The sequence below is a fragment of the Pustulibacterium marinum genome, from assembly GCF_900116665.1.
Classification (GTDB): Bacteria; Bacteroidota; Bacteroidia; order Flavobacteriales; family Flavobacteriaceae; genus Pustulibacterium; species Pustulibacterium marinum.
Genome location: NZ_FPBK01000001.1, coordinates 377837 through 401086, shown reverse-complemented (window position 1 = coordinate 401086; position 23250 = coordinate 377837). Strand labels below are relative to the sequence as shown.

Here is a 23250-nt window from a genome sequence, read left to right as displayed (position 1 = left end):
CTACTAACTAACAACCCACTTTTACATGAACTATCTAGAAGCCATTGTGCTGGCCATTATTGAAGGTTTAACAGAGTTTTTACCTGTTTCTTCAACTGGTCACATGATCATTGCATCCTCCTTTTTTGGGATTGCATCAGATGATTTCACTAAGCTATTTACTATTGTTATCCAATTAGGCACTATTTTTTCTGTAATCATTCTTTACTTCAAACGCTTTTTTCAAAGTATTGATTTCTATAAAAAATTATTTGTAGCCTTTTTACCTGCTGCGGTACTTGGTCTTCTACTTAGCGATCTTATAGATAGTTTACTAGAAAACCCAATTACTGTAGCCATTTCACTTATCATTGGAGGTATTTTGCTTATCAAAGTAGACGATTGGTTTGGTGATGGTGAAGAAACCGAAATATCTTATATGACTGCTTTAAAAATTGGATTTTTTCAATGTTTAGCAATGATACCGGGTACATCTAGAAGTGGCGCTACCATAGTTGGGGGTATGACTCAAAAACTAAATAGAACTGTAGCTGCTGAATTTTCATTCTTCTTAGCCATTCCTACGATGCTTGGAGCTACATTAAAAAAATCATTTGATTACTATCAAGAAGGTTTTACCCTAAACCAAGAACAAATAAATTTATTGATTATAGGTAACATAGTTGGTTTCCTAGTAGCCATGATTGCTATCAAATCTTTTATTGGATACTTGAGCAAACATGGTTTTAGAGTATTTGGATACTACCGTATTCTTGCAGGAGCAGCCATTTTGTTGATTCACTATTTTGTAATGCCATTAATTATTGTATAAATGCAGGAGGAAGATTTTAAAGAAGGTAAGATACTATTAATAGACAAGCCACTTACATGGACTTCTTTTAATGCAGTGAACAAGATTAAATGGGCCATTAAAAAGAAATTTAAACTCAAAAAAATAAAAGTGGGCCATGCTGGTACTTTGGATCCGCTTGCTAGTGGTTTGCTTATTATCTGTACCGGAAAATTCACGAAGAGAATTCCGGAATTGCAAGGCCAAATCAAAGAATATACCGGCACTATTACTTTGGGCGCTACTACACCATCTTATGATATGGAAACTGAAGTGAACCAAACTTTTTCTATTGACCATATTACAAAAGATCTTATCAAAGAAACTACCAACCAGTTCATTGGTGAAATAGACCAATATCCGCCTGTTTTTTCAGCATTGAAGAAAGACGGTAAGCGCTTGTATGAATTTGCACGTGAAGGGAAAGAAGTAGAAATCAATTCTAGAAAAATTACTATTGACACTTTTGAAATCACATCCATAGAAATGCCAAAAGTATCTTTTAGAGTAGTTTGCAGTAAAGGAACCTACATACGATCGTTAGCAAATGATTTTGGAAAAGCCCTAGAATCTGGTGGTTACCTTTCGGAATTACGCCGTACAAAAATTGGAGATTACAACGTTTCTGATGCAATTTCTCCAGAAGAATTTGTAAATCAATTACATACATTATAAATATCTTAACAACGCTTCGTTAGGAAGACATTAGCTGATTTTCTATTTTTATCCAATGCGATTGAATAAGAATCATTATGCGTTTATTATTTCTGCACTCATATTACTAAATGTAATAGTGTTTTCTTATGCCATCAATCTAAATAAGGTAAAAAAAGAAGACCAATATGTGGTTGAAATGGTCATGGAACCCGAACCTGAGAAGCTTCCTGAAAAAGAAGAAATTCCAGAAAAAATCACTCATCAAGCCATCAATAAGGAAATAAAAACATCAACGACGGCCGAAAATAATTATCAAACTCTTGAAGAATTTTTAGAAGCTCCATCCGAAGAGGATCAAAATGATGAGATGGAAGAAACTGAAGCAATTGAAAATGAGGAAGACATTTCAAAGGATCTTATTGCAGAAAACACAGGAATTGAGAGTATTAAAAAAGCTGCTGAACGAAGAAAACGAGCTACTCAAAAAAACCTGGGAACTGTAGATCCAGATAAAATATTGAAACAAAATAAAAAAAGTGGACGTGCTACAACTATCACCTATTCTCTAAAAGATAGAATAGCTGTGAAAAAAATTCCTAATCCTGTATACACATGTGAAGCCGGTGGAAAAGTAGTGATCAATATCAAAGTAAATCACAACGGAACCGTCACAGATACGGAACAAAACATTGCCAGTTCTACTACTACCAACGCATGTTTAGTAGAAAACGCTATGTACTACGCAAAGAAGGCAAAATTTAATGCCAATCCACAAAAGACATCGCAGATTGGCACTATCACTTATTTTTTTCAAGGAAAGTGAACCTTACTATCAAACCATTAATTGCAAAAGATCTTTGACCGTATTTTTACCGCGATCCTTATTGTACCACAATTGTAAAAATTGCTTAAATTCCGGTGTAAGTTTACCGTATTGTTCTCTAAAATCATCAACCAACTTTAAAGCCGCCTCTGGTCTGGGACCAAAGTCATTGATGATTTCGTAATCTTCATTAATGACCAAAAGCTTAGGAATAGAACGGGCTCCATTTGTTAAACAAAGATCCATCACATCTAAGTTTTCGTCACGTAAAATAATCTTCAAGGTGATATTCTTGTTCAAAGCTGCCACTTTGTAAACAATAGGTAAAATTTGTGCTGCGTCACCGCACCAGCTTTCAACAAGTACCAACCAAGTAACCTTCTTACTGTAAGAGGCAATCACCTCTTCATCTCTACCATCTATTTTGATGGTTTTGTTCAGTCTTAGCATCCGCTTGTAATTTAGCTTGGTGAAAAGCGACATTTCTTCTGATGGAATTTTCGATGTTGATTTTCCTTCAGCTACCAATGTAGCTACCAAACTAAGGTATGCGTCATAACTCATACCTTCCGCTATGCTCTCTTTCAATAATGTATGTACTTGTAAAGTCTGCATGGGTCAAATATAGTAGACAAATTCATTTTTGAAACTGACTTTTATCATATAAACTAAAAAATCCCGGCGAACCGGGATTTTAACAAAAACACATGAACTTATGTAAAATTAGTCATTAATTCCAATATTTCCTTGCGCTACAAGTGTTCCTAGATTATCAGCACTCAAGTGAACGTTTACATAACCATTCACTGTAAGTACATCATCGTACATAAAAGAAGTACCATCATCTAGAATACTCACATTGGTTTTACTCATTCCTGTAGTACCATCAACACTGTTAAAAGTGAATAAAATTCCACCTCCAGTAGCGGCATCATTCATATGAATATGTGCTGGGTGCATTCCGCCATTTGGTGTGTTCATTAACATAATAGTTGCTAAAGCCTCACCATTCATACGTTCTGAAAACATAACACTACCACTAATTCCTGCTACATCTACGGTAGCTAAACTATAGGTGGTTGTTTCTCCAGTTAAAGCATTTTGACCTATATCACCCTGTGCAACTAATGTTGCCAAATCATCGGCACTTGCATGAATGTTGATGTATCCATCGTAATCAATTAAATCATCATAGGTTACCATAGTTCCGTCATCAAGCATGGCTGCATTGGTCATACTCATTCCTGTATCTCCATTTACCGGAGTCAATGTTAAAGCGATTCCGCCACCTTCTGCTGCAGTGTTCATATGGATATGCCCTGGATGAGATCCGCCGGCAGGTGTGTTCATTAGCATTACTGAAATCAAGGTTTCTCCATTCATTCTTTCATAGAAGGTTGCACTACCAGAAATATCAGGATTTGCTACTGAATTTAGATCATAAGCCATCATTTCTCCAGTTAAAGCATTTTGACCTATGTCTCCTTGTGCAACTAATGTCGCTAAATCGTCGGCACTTGCATGAATATTGATGTATCCATCGTAATCAATTAAATCATCATAGGTTACCATAGTTCCGTCATCAAGCATCGCAGCATTCGTCATACTCATTCCTGTATCTCCATTTACCGGAGTCAATGTTAAAGCGATTCCGCCACCTTCTGCAGCTGTATTCATATGAATATGCCCTGGGTGAGATCCGCCAGCAGGTGTGTTCATTAACATTACTGAAATCAAGGTTTCTCCATTCATTCTTTCATAGAAGGTTGCACTACCAGAAATATCAGGATTTGCTACTGAATTTAAATCATAAGCCATTGATTCACCAGTTAAGGCATTTTGACCTATATCGCCTTGTGCAACCAATGTTGCTAAATCATCGGCACTTGCATGAATATTGATGTATCCATCGTAATCAATTAAATCATCATAAGTTACCATAGTTCCGTCATCAAGCATGGCAGCATTCGTCATACTCATTCCTGTATCTCCATCTACCGGAGTCAATGTTAAAGCGATTCCGCCACCTTCTGCAGCTGTATTCATGTGAATATGCCCTGGGTGAGATCCGCCAGCAGGTGTATTCATCAACATTACTGAAATCAAGGTTTCTCCATTCATTCTTTCGTAAAACGTTGCACTACCAGAAATATCAGGATTTGCTACTGAATTTAGATCGTAAGCCATCATTTCTCCAGTTAAAGCATTTTGACCTATATCTCCTTGTGCTACTAATGTCCCTAGATCATCAGCACTTGCGTGTACATTTATATAACCGTCAAAATTTAATAACTCTGCATACGTAATACTTGAACCATCATCCAAAGTATTTACTGTTACAGAACTCATACCAGTGGAACCATCAACTGTTCCCAAGGTTAATGCAATATCACCGCCTTCTGCAGCAGTATTGTAATGTATGTGTGCAGGATGCATTCCTCCACTTGGTGTTCCATCCAATTCCAACTCAATAGTCACGGTATTATCAGAATTTTTAATAAAAGTTGCCTCCCCCATTATGGAAGGATCTGATACCGATTTCAACTCAAATGTTGTCATATCTTCTTGCACGGGCATGTTCATCCCTGCATCGTCATCTGAATCACACGCCGTCATAAAAAGGAACGGCAATGCTAAAAGTGTAGATTTAATAATTTTCATAGTTTTGAATTTTAATGTTCAGTTTATGTACGGCTGTATTGTATCTTTGGTTTTCAGATTTATCCATTTTATTGTTTTTTAAGAAATTTTTATGAAAAGATGCGGTTGGTGCGAGGGTGATTCCCTCTACGAAAAATACCATGATGAAGAATGGGGAGTTCCTGTATATGAAGATGATAAGCTTTTTGAATTCTTAATTCTGGAAACTTTTCAGGCAGGATTGAGTTGGATCACTATTCTTAGAAAAAGAGAAAACTTTCGAGAGGCTTTGGACAATTTTGATTATAAAAAAATTGCACATTATACTGAAGACAAGTTAACATCTCTACTAGAAAATCCAGGAATCATAAGAAACCGGCTGAAGATAAAAGCCACGGTAAGCAATGCGCAAGCTTTTATGAAAATACAAGAAGAGTTTGGTTCTTTCAGTAAGTATATTTGGAAATTTGTAGACCACAAGCCTATTGTAAACTCGGTAACAAATTATAAAGAAGCTCCTGCCAATACTGAAATTTCAGACACCATAAGTAAAGATTTAAAAAAGCGCGGTTTTAAATTTGTAGGTAGCACGGTTATCTACGCACACATGCAAGCAACCGGAATGGTAAATGACCACGAAGTAGACTGTTTTAGATATAACGAAGTAAATAAAACTTACTGATGTAACAATTTTAGAAATTCAATTCTTGGAATTTCTTCTGCTCCTAAACTAGCCAAATGATCTGTATACACTTGGCAATCTATAAGTGTGTACTCTTTTTCTTTCAGCATTTGAACCAATGTTATAAAACCTGTTTTAGAGGCATTGCTCACTTTAGAAAACATGCTTTCTCCACAGAAAACGGTTCCTAAATCTATGCCATACAAACCGCCAACTAACTCGTCTTCTTTGTATACCTCTACAGAAATAGCCTTACCAAGGTGGTGTAACTTTAGATAAGCCTGAATCATATCTTCGGTAATCCAAGTACCATATTGACCTTCTCGCTTTACAGATGCGCAAGCACGAATAACCCTTTCAAAATCTTGATTAAAGGTAACCACAAACTCATTGCGTCGTAAAATTTGACGCATACTTTTAGAAACCTTTAGTTTTTCAGGAAAAAGCACCATACGTGGATCAGGAGACCACCAGAGTATTGGTTGGTCTTCATCAAACCAAGGAAAAATACCTTCACTGTAAGCCAAAAGCAATCTTTCTGGTGATAAATCTCCACCAACTGCAAGAATACCTTCTGGCGAAGCATTTTCAGGATGAGGAAATTGCAGGCTGTCGTTAAGGAAAATCATAGAATATCAAATTAACATTAAAAAGTTAAAAAATGAAGAGGTTTCCTTTTTTATTTCATCAAAATTCGACAAATTTGTTATTGTCTTTACAACCTTTTTTATTTCATCATTGCTTTTTGAGTTTGTTGTAAAGACAACCTAAAACCACAGAATTGAGTCCCGGTTTGTTCCGGGACTTTTTTATTTATAGACCACAAAAAAAAGTGTTTACCATTAGCAAACACTTTTATATACTTTCTATTACACTTTACTAGAAAGGTAAATCATCGTAATCGTCTTCTTTAAAGTCGTTTGCCGGTTCAAAAGAATCCATTGGCGGAACTGGCGGCATGTCTGGAGCTTGATTCTGATCTTGCGCCATAGACTCAATTCTCCAACCTTGAATAGAGTTAAAATACTTGGTTTCTCCTTGTGGATTTACCCATTCTCTACCTCTAAGGTTTATACTTACTTTTACCGGTTGCCCAACTTGAAAATTGTTTAACAAATCGGTTTTGTCCTGTACAAATTCAATCATAATGGGTTGCGGATATTGCTCTTCGGTAGTAACTACCATTTCTCTTTTTCTAAATCCGTTGTTACCAAAAGTTTGTACGTTTCCTATTAATTTTATTCTCCCTGTTACTTCCATACGTCTATAATCTTAATCCTGCAATTTGAGTTATTCTGAATTATTACAAAACTACACAATCTATAGAAGTTTCTAAAATGTTTATCTTCCCAAACAATAAAATAATTGGTTTTACCTTATATTTAGAACCCTAATTGCACTGCATGTTTTTTCAAAAAAGAAATACCATTCGTTGGATTTTAATAGTTTCCTCCTTTGTAATTGTAAGTTTGATTCTCTGGAATACTTATAACTTTTTTCAGAAATTTAAAGATGAAGAACGTACTAAGATGGAAATTTGGGCTGCCGCGCAACAAACTGTAATCAATGCGCCCAAAAGTAGCGAAGTAGACCTAATGCTTCCGTTGAAAATATTGGAGTCTAACAAATCTACTCCTATGATTTTGATGGATGTTGACGGGAATTTGATGTATACCCAAAACATGGATGACACCAAGGAAAATGATACCATTTACATCAATGATAAAATAGATCAATTTCAATATGAAAATCAACCAATAGAAGTAGTAGACAATGGTGAAAAACTTGCGATTCTCTATTACGGAAATTCGGCGTTGCTAAACAAATTGAAGTATTATCCACTGGCATTATTACTCATCATTTTTCTTTTTGGAACGGTAGTCTACTTTTTTTACAGAACTGCAAAAATATCTGATCAAAATAAACTTTGGGCGGGAATGGCAAAGGAAACTGCTCACCAAATTGGAACACCACTTTCCTCCTTACTTGGTTGGACAGAATTGCTCAAAACCATGGAAATTGATGAAAGTATTACTTCCGAAATTGAAAAAGATATTGACCGATTGCAAACGATTACAGAACGTTTCTCAAAAATTGGATCCGTCCCTAAATTGCAAGAATTAGATATTGTTGCAGAAACTCACAGTGCCTTTGATTATTTGAAAGCCAGAACCTCTAAGTTAGTTGAATTTTCATTTGAAGCGCCTAATAAAGAGATTACTGTTTTACTCAACAATCAACTTTTTGGTTGGACCATTGAAAATTTGGTTAAAAATGCTATTGATGCCATGCGAGGCAAAGGAACGCTGAAGTTGGCAATTGAAGACACCGAAAAGGAAGTGAAAATCACTGTAACCGATAACGGAAAAGGAATTCACAAACAAGATTATAAAAATGTTTTTAAACCCGGTTTTACTACAAAAAAACGCGGCTGGGGATTGGGCTTATCGTTGGTAAAAAGAATTATTGAAGATTACCACCAAGGAAAAGTGAAAGTATTACATTCCGAAATTGGAAAAGGAACTACTATGCAGATTTCTCTGAAGAAGGCTGTATAACCTTCTTCAGAAAAAACCGCTATAAATATGTTTGAATAGCTTTTGCTACAGCATTAAATTCTTCCGTTTCCATAGCAACAACGTTGGCAAAATTCATATCTCCCATTTCATTTAATGGAATTAAGTGTACATGAACATGTGGAACTTCTAAACCTACAACGGCAACACCTACTCTTTTACAAGGAATTGCTTTTTCAATAGCCAAGGCTACTTTTCTAGAAAATGCCATTAACCCCATATACGTTTCTTCATCCAAATCAAAAATTTTGTTCACTTCTTGCTTTGGAATACACAAAGTGTGTCCTTTTGCATTAGGTCTTACATCTAAAAATGCAAGAAACTGATCATCTTCTGCTACTTTATAACATGGAATTTCTCCATTCACTATTTTGGTAAATATTGTTGCCATTATTTTATTTGAATTTAAACTAACTAAAAAATCCTTTGCATAAAGATACAAAGGATTCTATGATGTGTATGATTAAAAAGATATTATCTAGTAATTTCTAGCACTTCCATTTTCAAAACTCCGTTAGGAACTTTGATCTCTGCAATTTCGCCAACTTTCTTACCTAATAAACCTTTACCAATTGGAGAGTTTACAGATATTTTTCCGGCTTTTAAATTGGCTTCACTTTCAGCTACAAGCGTGTATTTTACTTCCATACCATTTGCCTGGTTTTTTAGCTTCACCGTAGAAAGCACCAACACTTTGGATGTGTCTAGTTGCGATTCATCAATCAATCTTGCATTGGCAAGGGTATCTTCCATTTTAGAGATTTTCATTTCTAATAATCCCTGTGCTTCTTTTGCAGCATCATACTCGGCATTCTCAGATAAATCACCCTTGTCTCTAGCTTCGGCAATTGCCTGTGAAGCACGCGGTCTTTCAATATCTTTCAAATGATTTAATTCTTCTCTTAATTTCTTTAATCCTTCCGCTGTATAATATGATACTTTACTCATAACTTCATTGATTTATAAATACAAAAAATCCCCTTTGTTGTGAAGAGGATTCATAGCAAATATACAATTTTTTATTTAAGTTGATTTTGTAATTTGCAACGTTTTTTTTGTTCATCTGACAAAAAATAATTCAGTTTGTTCAACGTTATATGAGACTATTAGTCTCCTCATTCTATGAAAAAAATTTTTTCTTTACTCACCATAGTTCTATTCATTTCATGTGCCAAAAGTGATATTGATAGAAATCCGTATCTATCAGAAGCTAGCTTTAGCAAAAGCTTAAACCTCAACTTACCTTTGTATTACAACCTCACAGTTCCTGGAAACGCTGTTTACATTGGTGACGACGATGCAGGAATCAAAGGAATTATAGTTATCAATCGTGGTTTCAATAATTTCCTAGCTTGGGAAGCCAGTTGTCCCAACCATGCTCCTAGTGATTGCTCTACAATGCAAGTTACCGGCGGCGTTTACTGTACTTGTAATTGTGAAGGGTATGAATATAATTTATATACCGGCAATGTGGTTTCAGAATCTGATGAAGATGGTGGCGCCAACTATACATTACTCTATTATCAAACCTATTTTAGCGGAAATACATTGACTATTTCAAACTAAAAAACTACAGAAGCAACAAGTTACCTCTGTAGTTTACGCTTAACTAAACTTACACCCTTTAAATTTAGAAGTTTAACGTGACACCCAATAATGCATTGAATTTTGCTTGCGGGTAATAGCCTGCTCCTTCAATAGTGGTTACCATATTTGGGCTAGACCACGTATCATCATAGGTATAGAAATATCCGTTTGAAATATATTCTACATTAAATATATTGTTGAGTAATGCAGAAAACACGATAGATTTAAAAACCTTATTACAAGAAATGGTATAATTTACATTGACATCATTGATAAAATAATCTGCCAGTTTAGATCCTTCAGCATCTATATTCCCCATGTATTGTTCTCCCACATATTTTGACAATAGGGAAACCTGAAAGTTTGTACTAGGAATAAAAGTGAATATATTTCCTGCCACAATTTGAGGCGAGTAAGAGATATTGGTATTTCCTAAATCTTGTAAAACTCCATCTCTTTGAAAATAGAAATCAATATTCTTATTGGTACTCAAAGCCAAATTGGGTCTCATCACAAATTTAGAACTAATGGCAATGGTAGCATCTAGCTCTAATCCCAATCTATAACTATCACCACTATTGGCACGGATTGGAGAACCAATTTCATCCAAAGCACCTGTTAACACCAACTGATCTTGATAACGCATATAGTATACGTTTGAATTGAGTTTGAATTTTGGAGCTTCATAACGCCAACCCAATTCAAAATCATTTAGTTTTTCTGGTTTTGGACTTCCATTCTCATAGTCAGTTCTGTTGGGTTCTCTATGAGCTCTGGCATAAGAGAAATAAAAATTGTTCTGAGTATTCAATTCAAAATTCAAACCTGCTTTTGGATTAAAAAAATTGAACGTATCATCTACCAAACCTGTATCTGAACCATTTGCTTTGTAACGCACTCTTCTATATTGCATATCTGCATATAAACTCCATTGTTTGGTTAGATTATAGTTGGCTTTGGCGAATACATTCAAATCATTCTTGGTAGAAGCATCATTGTAATAATTATCTCTAATTTCACTATCAGACGCATATCTTGCCCAAATAATTTCTCCAAAATGTCTGCCTAGATATTGGTTAACGCCTCCACCAAATGTGAGCGCTAGTTGCTCTTTACTATAATTTGCAGAAAAAACAGTTCCGTAAAAATCATTATCTAACCATTTTCTTCTAATTAAATCGGTTACATCAATAGTTTGACCACCTATTTCAATTGGTTCCAAGCCATAATCTGCAAAATCTGAATCCTCTTTGTACTGCTCATAAAAACCTCTTCCGTAGGTATAATGCAGTGTTACGTTGGTATTCCAAAAATCTGTCCACTGTTGTGTCCAAATAAGCTGAGCATGATCTTGCTTATAATTATCTACTTCATTATCGTAAAACTGAACATTGCCCTCTTCGTCATAATACATTCCGGCGGTGTTATACGTTCTATCATTCTCTAGCAAATACGGATCTTCCAATCCGTTCCAAGATTGATACGTAATTTCATGTCCGCCAAAAACCAACGCTTTTATTAAGGTGTTCTTATCTTTATACGCTCCTTGTAAAAAATATGATTTTAGGTCAGATGATGCCCTGTCTATATAACCATCTGAAGCAATTTTAGAAAGCCGACCAGAAACTTCAAAATGATCATTCATTAATCCGGTAGAAAACTTCAAGGTATGTTTGTGCGTATTAAAACTTCCGTAGGAATTAGAAATTTGAGCGGAAGATTGATTGGAAACTCCTTCCGTTAACAAATTTAAACTTGCTCCAAAAGCTCCCGAACCATTGGTAGAAGTTCCCACCCCTCGCTGCAACTGAATACTTTCTGTTGAAGATGCAAAATCGGGCATGTTCACCCAATATGTTCCTTGACTTTCACTATCATTATAGGGAACACCGTTAATAGTAACGTTTACTCGAGTAGCATCGCTACCACGAACCCGAATACCAGTATATCCTACTCCTGCACCAGCATCGGAAGTAGTTACTACACCCGGTAAATAATTCATAAGCATTGGAATGTCTTGTCCTAAATTTCTCTTTTGGATTTCTTTTTTTGAAATATTAGAAAAGGTCACGGGTGTTTTCTTATTCACCCTAGTAGCAGAAACCGAGACTTCATCTAGCTTCACCGGTTCTTTTTTGGTTGTTAATGTGTCTTGTGTTTGCTCTTGAGACCAGCCCATTGCGGTGGCTCCAAAAAGCATAGCATACATGAATAAATGTTTCATTCGATCAAAAATTTGTATCGAATAAAAGGGGTAATTATTCAGTTATAAATAATTAGTTTTTGTTAGTAAATGACAGCCATTGTTGTGAACGTGCACTTTTCAACAGCAATTGCTTTTCCTTATATCCCTAAACAGCATTACCTGTTCCAGGTTCATTGGGTATGATCTCAGCTCGTTATTTAGAGCACCCCTTTGAGACGCAGCAAACTTATAAAGAAATTGTTAATAAGCTAAGGTTTTTTTAGAGTTTTTTAACTTATAGTGGTTTCTGATTTACTACTTTTAAAAAATGAATAGCTCCAAAAATAACATCACCCTTAAAGTATTTCTGAGTTATTTGGCTATAGCAGTTTTAACTATAGTTGTTGGAAATACAATACTGAGCGAAATTGAAAAACTCAGCAACATACAAAACGAACGCTCCGAGGATACCAATAAAATCATTAGCATTGGTAAAGTACTTACATTAATGTATGAAAGTGAAAGTCTTGGTAGAGTTGCTATTCAATCTGAAGACAATGAAACATTTGATGAATACCTATCTAAAAATGAAGAATTACATACCGAAATAGACAGACTTCAATATTCAACTCCAAATAATGAACATGAAAAACTGTTAGATAGTGTCAATATTCTTGTAGATCAAAAAGTACAGAATATTAAAGATTTACGTGAAATACGAAAAAATGATACGGCAGAAGCAAGTCTACAAGATGCTATAAAAATTTTGGCTAATCTTGAGAATTACATGGGGAGACTTTCTGTAGAAAATTTTGTTGAAGAACCTGAAAAACTTTCATCAAAAGAGCGTAAAGTATTAGAGGAATATTTAGAACTCCTAAATAAAAATAATCCAAAAGAAGCTCCGTCAGAAAGAGAAAGAGCAGAAATGGACTCTATCATCATAGCTTCAAAAAACCTTATCAAACAGATACACCTCAAAGCTACTAGCCAAAAAGAAGCATTACGAGAAAAAGAAGAAGAACTCTTGAGCAACGACCTTATAGTTTCTCAACAATTGAAAAGCATGCTTACGCAGCTAGAATCTGAGATTTTAGTCAATGCAGAACAGGTTAACAAAAACAGAGCAGAAGCCTTGGCGCGAAGCAGACGAGTGCTTATCATTGCGTCCATTATTGGGGTTATCATGATCATTATATTTTCTTTGATCATCTTGAATGATTTCTGGAAAACAAAACGATACCGTGAAAAACTGGAGGAAGCCAATGAATACAGTAACTCATTACTAAAAAGTAGAGAACAATTAGTTTCCATGGTGAGTCACGATCTAAGAACTCCTTTAAATACCATTGTTGGTTATACCGAACTTTTGGCTAAATCCATCACCAATCCCAAAAAGAAGTATTATATAGATCATATTAAAAATGCGAGCGGATTTGTAACACAATTGGTAGATGATTTACTTGACTACACGAAGCTCGAAGCAGGAAAAATTCAAATGGAAGAAGTTCCATTCAACCTAGTAGCCATTGCAGAAGAAACAGCACTAAGCGTTCAAAGTATTCATACTTCAAAAGATATAGAACTCTGTTTTAATACCGACGAAGAAACCGAGCGAAACCTAGTTGGAGATCCATACAGAACCAAGCAAGTGTTGTATAATTTGATTGGAAACGCCTTTAAATTTACTACAGAAGGAAGCATTACTATTGATATTTCGTTAACCGAAGATCAAAATTTTATAGCCGTTGCCGTTACTGATACGGGAATCGGAATTGCAAAAGAAAAGCAAGAACTCATTTTTGAAGAATTTAGACAAGCCGAAGATGATACTGTTAAGAAATTCGGTGGATCTGGTTTAGGGCTGAATATTTCTCAAAAACTTGCCGGTCTTATGGGAGGTTCATTATCGGTTTGTAGTGAGCCGGGCAAAGGAAGTACTTTTACACTTCAATTACCCGCAATTTTTACTGATGAGGAAATTGAAGAAGAAATAACGGAAAACATCCATTCAGAAGATCTTGAAAATATTACTGCTGTTGTTATAGATGATGACGAAACACTATTACAACTTTGCCAAGAATTTTTGACCAATGCGGGGATAAAAGTTCATCCTTTTGATAATGGAAAAAAAGCTCTTGAGGCACTTCCAAATTTAGAATACGATGTTATTATAACCGATATTCAATTACCGGAAATGAATGGATTTAGATTTCTTGACATTCTTCAAAAACAGCAAATAAACAAACCCATTATTGCCGTAACAGGACGAAAAGATATGCCAAAAAACTACTATACCGAAAGTGGTTTTAGCGCTATTCTTTTCAAACCCTATTCTCCAAATGCTATGTTGGCAACGTTGCAAAATTTGTTTGAAAACACAACTCTTATAACCGTTCCAGAAACCACAGAACCGGCTTCTGTAAAGCCTTGTAAAACCGATAAAAATTACGATCTCACATCGCTTTCAGGATTTTTAGGGAATGATGAAACAGCCTTAAAAGGAATTATTGAAACCTATGTAAAAGATACTGAAGAGAACGTAAAAGCATTGAATGTGTATTACCACAAAAAAGACTTGCAAGGCATTAGCGATCTGAGTCACCGAATGCTCACAATGCTCAAACAATTAGACATCAAAAAAGAAACAGAGATTTTACTTCAGTTAGAAAAATCAAAAGAAATCTCTCAAGAAGAAATTGATTCACTCATCAAAGATTTTAATACTGCTATTCAAGAAACCTTAGCACAATTGAAGGCGTATTATGAATCTAATCCGTAAGTCTTCAATTTGTTATACAATGTTTTTCTAGAGACATTCAATAATTTTGCAGCGAGGGTTTTATTATTATTCGCCTTTTTCAAAACGGAAATAATCAACTCCTTTTCATTGTCTTGCTTACTAAAAGAAGAAAAATTGCTACTTGGTGTTGGCTTTGGTGTAGATAATTCAGGTGGAAGAGCCGCGCCTGAAATATAATCTCCCTGTGATAACAATGCCGATCTTTTGATTACATTTTGAAGTTCACGCAAATTACCGGGCCAATGATATTGCTGCATTACAGCCATTGCATCATTACTAAAACCAATAAGACTTCTACCCAATTGTTGATTTGCTTTTTCTAAAAAATAGTCTGCAAAAATCATCAAATCTTCCATACGCTCTACCAAAGGTGGCACCTTGATGGAAAACTCATGTAATCTGTGGTACAAATCTTCTCTAAACTGTCCTTTTTCTACAGCCTCTAACAAATCTTCATTGGTAGCAGCCAATACACGAATGTCTACCGATATTTCTTTAGAACTTCCTACAGGCTTTATTTTTCTTTCCTGAAGTGCTCTTAACAATTGAATTTGATTATCGTATGACAAATTCCCTACCTCATCTAAGAAAATAGTTCCGCCATTTGCTTCTTCAAAATGTCCTTTTTTATCCGTTACCGCTCCGGTGAAAGACCCCTTTACATGTCCAAAAAATTCACTGGAAGCAATTTCTTTTGGAATAGCGCCACAATCAACCGCTACAAATGGAAAATCTTTACGTTTACTCTGTGTATGAATAGACTTCGCAACCACTTCTTTCCCGGTTCCACTTTCCCCGGTAATAAGAACCGACATATCTGTAGGCGCTACTAGTTTTATATATTCCGATAATTGTTTGGAAGCACTCCCAATTCCTTTAATAAACTGCGAAGTGTTATTAGCACCTGTATTTTCTGAAGGTTTAATTGTAGGAGTAGCTACCTCTTTACTACTTTCTTTGGTATTGTTTTTCGAACTTGATTTGGTAACATTGGTAATTACATCTAAAACTGCTTCTTGATTAAAAGGCTTAGAAATATAATCAAAGGCACCTTTCTTCATGGCATTTACAGCGGAAGCAACCTCTGCATAATTGGTCATAATTACAACCGGAAGATGCGCTACTTTCTCTTGAATCACATCAAGAAAAGTAATTCCATCACCGTCCGGTAAACGAAGATCTAAAAATACAAGATCAAATTTCTTACTTATAAATGGAGTTGCTTCTTCTATGCTGTGACAAACAGTTACCTGATGTTTGTATCTTGAAAGAAAACGCTCTAAAAGCGAAGAGAAGGTAATGTCGTCATCAACAATTAATATTTTTGCCATATGCTAAGGTAATAGCTACAAAAATAGACTGTAAACACTAAATTTCTTATAAAAAAAACATAAAAAAAAGCTGCCTATCAGGCAGCCTTTTCGTCTTGAAGAGTAAAAGGGGAATCATTTACTCTTCAATCCATTCACCCTTTTCGTTTGCATAGAGTGTGGTAGACATTTCTGCCGTAGTCACCTCTAGTTTATATTTCTTTTCAGTATTTACATAAGCTTTATCAATAGTTCCTCCTGGAAAATCTTTTTCAAAAGCTTTGGTTACTGCAGAAGGAAGATCGGAAACTTGAATTTCCTTATACCCTTCTTGCTTTACCATAATACTTGTTTCAACATTTGTGTTTTCTACATCCGCAGTTGCGAACATGTTAAAACTTCCTAGCAGTAAACCTACTGCAACAACTAACTTTTTCATAGCAATTATTTTTTTTCTTTTATACTTTATAACATTGAAAAAAAAATGCCATAAAAGAACAAACCTCTAAAAAACATTTTAAAACATTGTTTTTTAGAGGTTTATAAAACATAATACTTTATTTCAAACAGCTAATTACTGTAAACTCGCTGTATAGTTACACTATTCTATGTGTAACAATTACACGTTACGCAAGTTTCACCTGGTGCGCTGGTTTCAATAAATCATTTACTGTTTTTACCGGATTAAATGTACTTAATGGAACTTCTACAAAAATTGTATTCCAATGCGCCATAGCTCCATTCCACAATCCTGGCAATTCTAATGCTTTTAATTCTCTACCTTCACGAGTTTTGTTGGTAATGAATCCTTGCTTTGGATCTACAAATTTCGTTAGATCAAATTTTTCACCTTTATAGTTTCGAACACTACAAACAATATCAACTGGATTGAAATGTGACGATTTTTGAAGAATTGTACGTTGTGATTTGCTAGACATATCTATCTGAGCAGATTCTATAATTTGAAGCGAAATGTTTGCATTTTCATCTTTAACCCAAAATGGCCCACCACCCGGTTCACCTTCGTTCTTCACCATTCCACAAACTCTAATTGGTCTATCTAAAATTTCTTTTAAATATTCAATTTGATATGCTTCTTTGTACATTTTGAAATGCGGTGTGATAGAAATACTTAGCTTTTCTTCTAAGAAAGTTTTAATCTTTTCAATATCATCTGAATAGACTAACGGTTCATCTAATAATTTACGATATCCGTGTGCTTTTTCCTGAATAAGCATTAACAACCCTGAAAGCATTTTCTTGTATTCTGCCACTGTATGCTTGTAACGGAACACCACTACATTGTCTATATTTTTGATGAAAATAATATCGGCATCTACATCATTTAAATTCTCAATTAGAGCACCGTGACCTCCTGGTCTAAATAATACAGTACCATCATCATTTCTAAAAGGTTTATTATCCATATCTACCGCAATGGTATCTGTAGATTTTTTTTGATATGAGAAAGAAATATCAAACTTAACACCGGTTTTACTCATTACGTGCTTCTCAATTTTCTCGAACTCACTATCAAACTTTTCTTGATGTTCTTCGGTAATTGTGAAATGTAATTTTGCTATTCCATTACTAGTAGCGTACAAAGCTGCTTCGTATAAATGTTCTTCAAAAGCGGTTGAAGGGTGTGTTTTGTATCTGTGAAAAGGTAAAGCCCCTTTTGGGTATGTTCCAAAATTGAAACCATCTTCTAAAAGCAATTCACGAACAAAATGATATTTCTGATAGTCATCTGACATATCTTCAAAATCTGGAAACTTTTCTTTTAGACTTTCTTCAACCTCTTTGTAAAACGGAAACTTCTCTACACCAATAAAGAATGTGCTCATGTCAAAAGCTTTTTCTCTATTCACATAAGCATTAAAAGTTTCAACTTCCGGGTTATACTCATTAATAAATTTAAAAACGGCTTTAAACATACGAGATGCCGCCCCCGATGCTGGTACAAACTTTAATAAACAAAGGGTGTCCATCTTTTCTTCAAAGATATTCACGTACTTCTCTCTATTTTCAGCAGAAATCTTATAAATTCCATGCTCATAGGTTGCAGGAGCTACAAGATTTACAAAGGGAATTCCTTCTTCAAATTGATCAAGCTGTTTTTCAATAGTCTCTGCAGAAATGCCTTTTTCTACAATTTGGTCTTTGTCGTCGTTAGTCAATGTTTCCATCATGTTTTTAGTAAAGTGTTAATTTCTCTAATTGCTTTGGTTAGTCTTGTTTGCTCGTTTCCTTGCAAAACGACATACGGTTTGGTGTGTTTGTCTAAGGCTTGTTTGAAGGTTTGGAAATTTGATTCCCGGCTATCTGGACGATCTCGAATATCATCTTTCTGCCAAGGAGTGTCAATATACGTTAAAAAATATAAATTGTATGTATTCTTAAGTGCAAATTTGTGTAAAGTTGGGTCACAATATCCATCATAGAAAATTTCGGAATATACTTTGGTAGCTAAAAGATCTGTGTCACAAATCAATACTTTATTTGCTTCTTTAGCCAAAGAATTTTCTAACTCAATTTGCCCCACTGCCATTGGTAAAAAGTCTTCTTTTTCACAAACTTCTTTTGAAGTATCCCATTTCTTCTGAAGGTACTCTCGCGCATATTCCGGCACCCATTTGGTTTTGTAATGTTCTGCCAATTGACGAGAAAGTGTTGTTTTCCCGGTAGACTCGGGACCTATCAACGCAATCTTTACAATATTTATTGGTTGTTGTGTAAGCTTTTCTTCCATGCAAAATATCCTTGAACTGCCAATATTGTGAACACTACATATTGTAGTGATAACATTCCTAAACCCCTATATGCATAAAGCGGAATTGTTATCAGATCAGCAAAAATCCAAAGTGTCCAGTTTTCTAATTTTTTTAATGCCATATACCACATCGCCGTAAAAAATACTCCCGAGGTGAAAATGTCTATATAATTTGCTTTTTCTAATTCGTATCCAAAACCAATATAAACTAAATAGGTGACCAACATGGTTATTAAAAACATGGCACAACCTATCCATTTTTCTTTTGAGGTGGTACGTGTAATTTGTACTACTTTTTCATCTCCTTTGGTTCTTGCCCAGTTATACCAACCATAAATACTCATTACAGAATAGTAAAAATTCATCATCATATCTCCGTAATAGTGAGCTTTATATAACAGATAAACTGTAATAATTGTAGCAACCAACCCTGTTGGATATACTAAGATATTTTCTTTTTTGGAATAGTATACACTAGCAATACCAAAGAAAAATACAACCGCCTCCAAGACGATGTCCATGATGGTTGCATTTTTATAAGGATCAAAGAAAAAATTTATTACTACTTCCATAGCTTGTTTTAACAGACTTTATATGTTTTTTAACTCATTGTAAAAATCGGCATCCTCTTCGAAGGCAGTACCAATAACAATCATAGCTGCTCCCGATTTTTTTGCTTCTAGTATTTGAGTTTTGCAACGGATTCCACCACCAACAATTACAGGAATTTGAAGATCATCTTTAATTGCTTTTACAACTGTTGAAGGAACAGGAAATTGCGCTCCACTACCCGTTTCTAAATAAATTAATCGGTTTCCCATTAATTCACCGGCTTTTGCAGTGTCTTTTATCAATTGAATTTCTGAAGCCACTATGGGTTGCGTATGCGTTACCTTCATAGTAGCTGTTTCTTTTCCGCCATCTACCAAAATGTAACCGGTTGACATGATTTCTAAAGAAGAAGACCGTAAAAACGAAGCCGATGCTATTTGTTGTTCAATTAAATACTCCGGATTTCTTCCGGAAAGTAAATTCAAAAATAACAATCCGTCTGCTGCATTGGTTAGTTGCGACACGTCTCCGGGAAACAATACTACCGGTTTTTGAGTGTGCTTTTTGATTTCTATGACTAAAGGTTCTGTGATTCCTTCGGGAACGGTACTTCCACCTACAAGAATATGAGAAATGACGGTTTCGTTTATTTTCTGAATAAAATCTGCTACGCCTTCGAGCTGAATTTTATCAGGGTCCATTAAAACCGAAATCAAAGACTCGCCTTTTCGCTTTGCTTCTATTATAGTTTCGTAAATCATAATGCTATTTTGGAAGCGCATATGCGCATGTAAAGCCGTCGAATTCTAAATAATGAATTTGATATTCAGAATGTTTCGATTCGTAAAAAATATTTCCACCAGAACATAATTCATGCATTTCAAATTCATCAATCACTATATGCTGCAAAAAGCTCAAACCCGGCGTTGCATACAATTTATACAGCGACTCTTTGGCACACCAAACCATGGTTAATTTTCGCATGATAGCATCTTCATTGGCTAAATACGCATAATCATCTAGCGTGGTAAATTTATGTGCAATACGCAATATTTTTGGTCGTTGCATTTCAATATCAATCCCCAATGGTTGCTTTCCTATCATCACTGCAGCAAACTGAAACGAATGTGAAATAGAAATATGAGTACCATCCTGCAAATGTGGTTTTCCGTTTTCGTCATAAAACAAATCATGCGCCGTGTAGCCAAACAATTGTAACAAATGCCTAATGCTTACAAAACCCTTTTTATGTATTTCCGATTTCATTCCAGAAAGCCTTAAAGTGCAATTCTCACTCAGAACGGCTCCCTCTAAAAGTGCTTCAAAAGACTCTTCTATCTTCCAAATCAGTAATTTAGTATCGGGGTTAATAGTTATAGTTTTGTAAAGTGGCATGAAATTTTAAAAGTTATTGCTTACATTTGCAGCCCGTAAAACGGAAAGCATATTATGAACGCAGCCCTTGCATTGGCTGATTTAATTGTAAAAATAAGTAAACTAATATGAGTACAAAAACAATTCCTTACGTACCTTATAAAGTAAAAGATATTTCTTTAGCAGATTGGGGAAGAAAAGAGATTGAATTGGCCGAAGCAGAAATGCCAGGTTTAATGTCGCTAAGAGAAGAATACAAAGACGAGCAACCTTTAAAAGGAGCACGTATTGCAGGTTGTTTACACATGACCATTCAAACAGCTGTTTTAATTGAAACTTTAGTTGCTTTGGGTGCAGATGTTACTTGGAGTTCTTGTAACATTTTCTCTACACAAGACCACGCTGCTGCTGCAATTGCTGCTGCCGGAATTCCGGTATATGCTTGGAAAGGTATGAACGCAGAGGAATTTGATTGGTGTATAGAACAAACACTTTTCTTTGGTGAAGACAGACAACCCTTAAACATGATTTTGGATGACGGTGGAGATTTAACCAATATGGTTTTAGACACGTATCCTGAATTAGCTGCAGGAATCAAAGGACTTTCCGAAGAAACGACTACAGGAGTTCACCGTTTATACGAAAGAATGAAAAACGGAACTTTACCAATGCCAGCCATTAATGTAAATGATTCGGTTACCAAATCTAAATTCGATAACAAATACGGATGTCGTGAATCTGCAGTAGATGCAGTTCGTAGAGCTACTGATATTATGCTAGCTGGTAAACGTGTAGTGGTTTGTGGTTATGGAGATGTTGGTAAAGGTACTGCACAATCTTTCCGCGGAACCGGAGCTATTGTTACCGTTACTGAGATTGACCCAATTTGTGCATTACAAGCTGCTATGGACGGTTTTGAAGTAAAACGTTTGGAATCTGTTGTTGGTAAAGCTGATATTGTAATTACTACAACTGGTAACAAAGACATCGTTCGTGGTGAGCATTTCGAAGCTATGAAAGATAAAACCATTGTTTGTAACATTGGACACTTTGATAACGAGATCGACGTTGCTTGGTTAAACAACAACCATGGTGCTACCAAAGTTGAAATTAAACCACAAGTTGACAAATATACCGTTAACGGAAACGATATTATTCTTTTAGCAGAAGGTAGATTGGTAAACCTTGGTTGTGCAACTGGTCACCCAAGTTTTGTAATGAGTAACTCATTTACCAACCAAACTTTAGCGCAAATCGAATTGTGGAAATTTGCTGATAAATACAAAAACGAAGTGTATATGTTACCAAAACACTTAGATGAAAAAGTAGCAAAATTACACTTGGAAAAAATCGGAGTTGAATTGACAGAGCTTTCTACAGACCAAGCTGAATACATTGGTGTAACTGTTGAAGGACCATTCAAACCAGAATACTACCGTTACTAAAATTTTCTTTATAAAATATTAAAACCCTTATCTTTTTAGGTAAGGGTTTTTTATTACTGAAAACACTTACTACATTTACTTAAAAATACATTCACCTAAAATTACTATGATGAAAAAATTATTACTAGTTGCTGGCTTTTTATTAATAGGGTTTGCAACACAAGCACAAGCTTTTGAAGGTAAGTACGATCAAAAACTATCTATTGGAGCTAGTTTACAAGAACACGGAACAGGAATCGCTGTAATTTATGATTATGGATTAGGCCAAAACATTTCAGTGGGATTAGCCAGTAGTTACATTTTAGATGTAGAAGAACCTATAGATGCTAATTTTGGAGATCGTTTTGACCTTAAAGCTCGTTTCAATGCAAATTTATCTGATGTAATTGGAGTAAGCGACGCTTTTGACTTGTATCCTGGATTGGACGTAAGTTTAAAGAATTTTGGCGGACATGTAGGAACTCGCTATTTCTTCACAGATGGATTTGGTTTATTTGCAGAAGTTGGTTTTCCACTTGCCAAATACAACACAGATGATCTAACTGTACAAGAAAAACTCTTTAATCAACCAGTTTTTAACGTTGGTGCAAGTTTCAGTTTGTAATCAAAACATATATTCTAGAAGCAAAAAAGCTCTGTAAACAATTACAGAGCTTTTTTAATTTATAAAAGTTGATAAATTATTTTTTACCAGCTTCTACAGATACCTTACGGAATTCTTTCATCAACTTAGTCATTTCTAAAGTTGCTTTACGTGCTCTTGTTCCAGCAGCTTTGTTTCCGCTTTCAACTTGTAATGCAGCATCTGTTGCAAAAATTTCGTATTGCTCGTTGATTTTCTCGATTAATTCTTTCATAATTTTAAATGTCATTTTAAAGTTTGGGCGGCGAAAATACATTTATTATCGCCTTTTCTACAAATCTAGCATATTAATTTTTTACTAAGAAATATGCTTATGACGGCAATATAACGGTTTTTTTTTAAACCTTCCTTTCAATTTGAAATATATGTTT

Annotated in this window: 24 protein-coding genes; 9 read left to right on the top strand and 15 right to left on the bottom strand. The window is 35.1% G+C overall.

Features of this window, described 5'->3' with window-relative positions:
- Positions 1-25 precede the first annotated feature (25 nt).
- The 3 genes from BM383_RS01840 to BM383_RS01830 are packed head-to-tail and all read left to right on the top strand — an operon-like array spanning position 26 to position 2309.
- Entirely contained in the window at positions 26-811 is a 786-nt protein-coding gene (locus BM383_RS01840) for an undecaprenyl-diphosphate phosphatase (RefSeq protein WP_093022187.1), read from the top strand.
- The gene (truB, locus tag BM383_RS01835) at positions 812-1504 is read left to right on the top strand and encodes a tRNA pseudouridine(55) synthase TruB (protein ID WP_093022184.1); all 693 of its coding nucleotides are present in this window, start codon (positions 812-814) and stop codon (positions 1502-1504) included.
- A 55-nt stretch (positions 1505-1559) separates the two neighbouring features.
- On the top strand, positions 1560-2309 hold the full coding sequence (locus BM383_RS01830; RefSeq protein ID WP_093022181.1) for an energy transducer TonB family protein: 750 nt from the start codon (positions 1560-1562) through the stop codon (positions 2307-2309).
- Between the two features lie 9 nt (positions 2310-2318).
- On the opposite strand, the gene BM383_RS01825 is transcribed toward BM383_RS01830, so the two are convergent.
- Together BM383_RS01825 and BM383_RS01820 are read right to left on the bottom strand one after the other, a co-directional pair.
- Positions 2319-2924 (bottom strand): thioredoxin family protein, encoded by a 606-nt coding sequence (locus tag BM383_RS01825; RefSeq protein ID WP_093022179.1) that lies wholly within the window; start codon positions 2922-2924, stop codon positions 2319-2321.
- A gap of 108 nt (positions 2925-3032) precedes the next feature.
- A complete protein-coding gene (locus tag BM383_RS01820) occupies positions 3033-4970 on the bottom strand; it encodes an autotransporter outer membrane beta-barrel domain-containing protein (protein WP_218157903.1) in 1938 nt (645 codons plus the stop codon).
- Between the two features lie 91 nt (positions 4971-5061).
- On the opposite strand from BM383_RS01820, the gene BM383_RS01815 reads away from it, so the two are divergent.
- Complete coding sequence (locus tag BM383_RS01815) at positions 5062-5631, top strand: DNA-3-methyladenine glycosylase I (protein WP_093022176.1); 570 nt, start codon at positions 5062-5064, stop codon at positions 5629-5631.
- Here the strand turns inward: BM383_RS01815 and aat are convergent.
- The gene (gene aat / locus BM383_RS01810; protein ID WP_093022173.1) at positions 5625-6260 is read right to left on the bottom strand and encodes a leucyl/phenylalanyl-tRNA--protein transferase; all 636 of its coding nucleotides are present in this window, start codon (positions 6258-6260) and stop codon (positions 5625-5627) included. The two genes, BM383_RS01815 and aat, sit on opposite strands and share 7 nt — an antisense overlap.
- A 250-nt stretch (positions 6261-6510) precedes the next feature.
- Positions 6511-6891 (bottom strand): DUF3127 domain-containing protein, encoded by a 381-nt coding sequence (locus BM383_RS01805; protein ID WP_093022171.1) that lies wholly within the window; start codon positions 6889-6891, stop codon positions 6511-6513.
- A 143-nt stretch (positions 6892-7034) separates the two neighbouring features.
- Here BM383_RS01805 and BM383_RS01800 point away from each other — a divergent pair, with 143 nt between their 5' ends.
- Positions 7035-8189 carry a sensor histidine kinase gene (locus tag BM383_RS01800; protein WP_093022168.1) on the top strand — a complete coding sequence of 385 codons (1155 nt, stop codon included), beginning with the start codon at positions 7035-7037 and terminating at the stop codon, positions 8187-8189.
- A 19-nt stretch (positions 8190-8208) separates the two neighbouring features.
- On the opposite strand, the gene BM383_RS01795 is transcribed toward BM383_RS01800, so the two are convergent.
- The gene (locus tag BM383_RS01795) at positions 8209-8598 is read right to left on the bottom strand and encodes an HIT family protein (RefSeq protein WP_093022165.1); all 390 of its coding nucleotides are present in this window, start codon (positions 8596-8598) and stop codon (positions 8209-8211) included.
- 83 nt (positions 8599-8681) lie between these two features.
- A complete protein-coding gene (gene greA, locus BM383_RS01790) occupies positions 8682-9155 on the bottom strand; it encodes a transcription elongation factor GreA (protein ID WP_093022162.1) in 474 nt (157 codons plus the stop codon).
- 174 nt (positions 9156-9329) lie between these two features.
- On the opposite strand from greA, the gene BM383_RS01785 reads away from it, so the two are divergent.
- The gene (locus BM383_RS01785) at positions 9330-9773 is read left to right on the top strand and encodes a Rieske (2Fe-2S) protein (protein ID WP_245766509.1); all 444 of its coding nucleotides are present in this window, start codon (positions 9330-9332) and stop codon (positions 9771-9773) included.
- 64 nt (positions 9774-9837) lie between these two features.
- On the opposite strand, the gene BM383_RS01780 is transcribed toward BM383_RS01785, so the two are convergent.
- Positions 9838-12018, bottom strand: a complete 2181-nt coding sequence (locus tag BM383_RS01780; RefSeq protein ID WP_093022159.1) for a TonB-dependent receptor — start codon at positions 12016-12018, stop codon at positions 9838-9840.
- A gap of 289 nt (positions 12019-12307) precedes the next feature.
- Between BM383_RS01780 and BM383_RS01775 the strand changes: the two genes are divergently transcribed.
- Positions 12308-14761: a hybrid sensor histidine kinase/response regulator gene (locus BM383_RS01775; RefSeq protein WP_093022156.1), complete on the top strand. Its 2454-nt coding sequence runs from the start codon at positions 12308-12310 to the stop codon at positions 14759-14761.
- Here BM383_RS01775 and BM383_RS01770 read toward each other — a convergent pair.
- From BM383_RS01770 to BM383_RS01740, 7 genes are all read right to left on the bottom strand, one after another.
- The gene (locus BM383_RS01770; RefSeq protein ID WP_093022153.1) at positions 14743-16113 is read right to left on the bottom strand and encodes a sigma-54-dependent transcriptional regulator; all 1371 of its coding nucleotides are present in this window, start codon (positions 16111-16113) and stop codon (positions 14743-14745) included. The genes BM383_RS01775 and BM383_RS01770 overlap by 19 nt on opposite strands.
- Before the next feature lie 118 nt (positions 16114-16231).
- Positions 16232-16531 (bottom strand): hypothetical protein, encoded by a 300-nt coding sequence (locus BM383_RS01765; protein WP_093022150.1) that lies wholly within the window; start codon positions 16529-16531, stop codon positions 16232-16234.
- Between the two features lie 187 nt (positions 16532-16718).
- Positions 16719-18284 (bottom strand): DUF4301 family protein, encoded by a 1566-nt coding sequence (locus BM383_RS01760; RefSeq protein WP_317040048.1) that lies wholly within the window; start codon positions 18282-18284, stop codon positions 16719-16721.
- On the bottom strand, positions 18281-18844 hold the full coding sequence (locus BM383_RS01755) for an AAA family ATPase (protein ID WP_093022144.1): 564 nt from the start codon (positions 18842-18844) through the stop codon (positions 18281-18283). The genes BM383_RS01760 and BM383_RS01755 overlap by 4 nt, the downstream gene beginning before the upstream one ends.
- On the bottom strand, positions 18814-19437 hold the full coding sequence (gene pnuC, locus BM383_RS01750; protein ID WP_093022141.1) for a nicotinamide riboside transporter PnuC: 624 nt from the start codon (positions 19435-19437) through the stop codon (positions 18814-18816). Before pnuC ends, BM383_RS01755 begins: the two co-directional genes overlap by 31 nt.
- A gap of 18 nt (positions 19438-19455) precedes the next feature.
- Positions 19456-20178: a geranylgeranylglyceryl/heptaprenylglyceryl phosphate synthase gene (locus tag BM383_RS01745; protein WP_245766508.1), complete on the bottom strand. Its 723-nt coding sequence runs from the start codon at positions 20176-20178 to the stop codon at positions 19456-19458.
- Between the two features lie 4 nt (positions 20179-20182).
- Positions 20183-20812 (bottom strand): 4'-phosphopantetheinyl transferase family protein, encoded by a 630-nt coding sequence (locus tag BM383_RS01740; protein WP_093022135.1) that lies wholly within the window; start codon positions 20810-20812, stop codon positions 20183-20185.
- 107 nt (positions 20813-20919) lie between these two features.
- Here BM383_RS01740 and ahcY point away from each other — a divergent pair, with 107 nt between their 5' ends.
- Entirely contained in the window at positions 20920-22236 is a 1317-nt protein-coding gene (gene ahcY / locus BM383_RS01735; protein ID WP_093022132.1) for an adenosylhomocysteinase, read from the top strand.
- A 109-nt stretch (positions 22237-22345) separates the two neighbouring features.
- Positions 22346-22840, top strand: a complete 495-nt coding sequence (locus BM383_RS01730; RefSeq protein ID WP_093023406.1) for a DUF6646 family protein — start codon at positions 22346-22348, stop codon at positions 22838-22840.
- A 76-nt stretch (positions 22841-22916) separates the two neighbouring features.
- On the opposite strand, the gene BM383_RS01725 is transcribed toward BM383_RS01730, so the two are convergent.
- On the bottom strand, positions 22917-23093 hold the full coding sequence (locus tag BM383_RS01725; RefSeq protein WP_245766507.1) for a histone H1: 177 nt from the start codon (positions 23091-23093) through the stop codon (positions 22917-22919).
- Between the last annotated feature and the right edge of the window lie 157 nt (positions 23094-23250).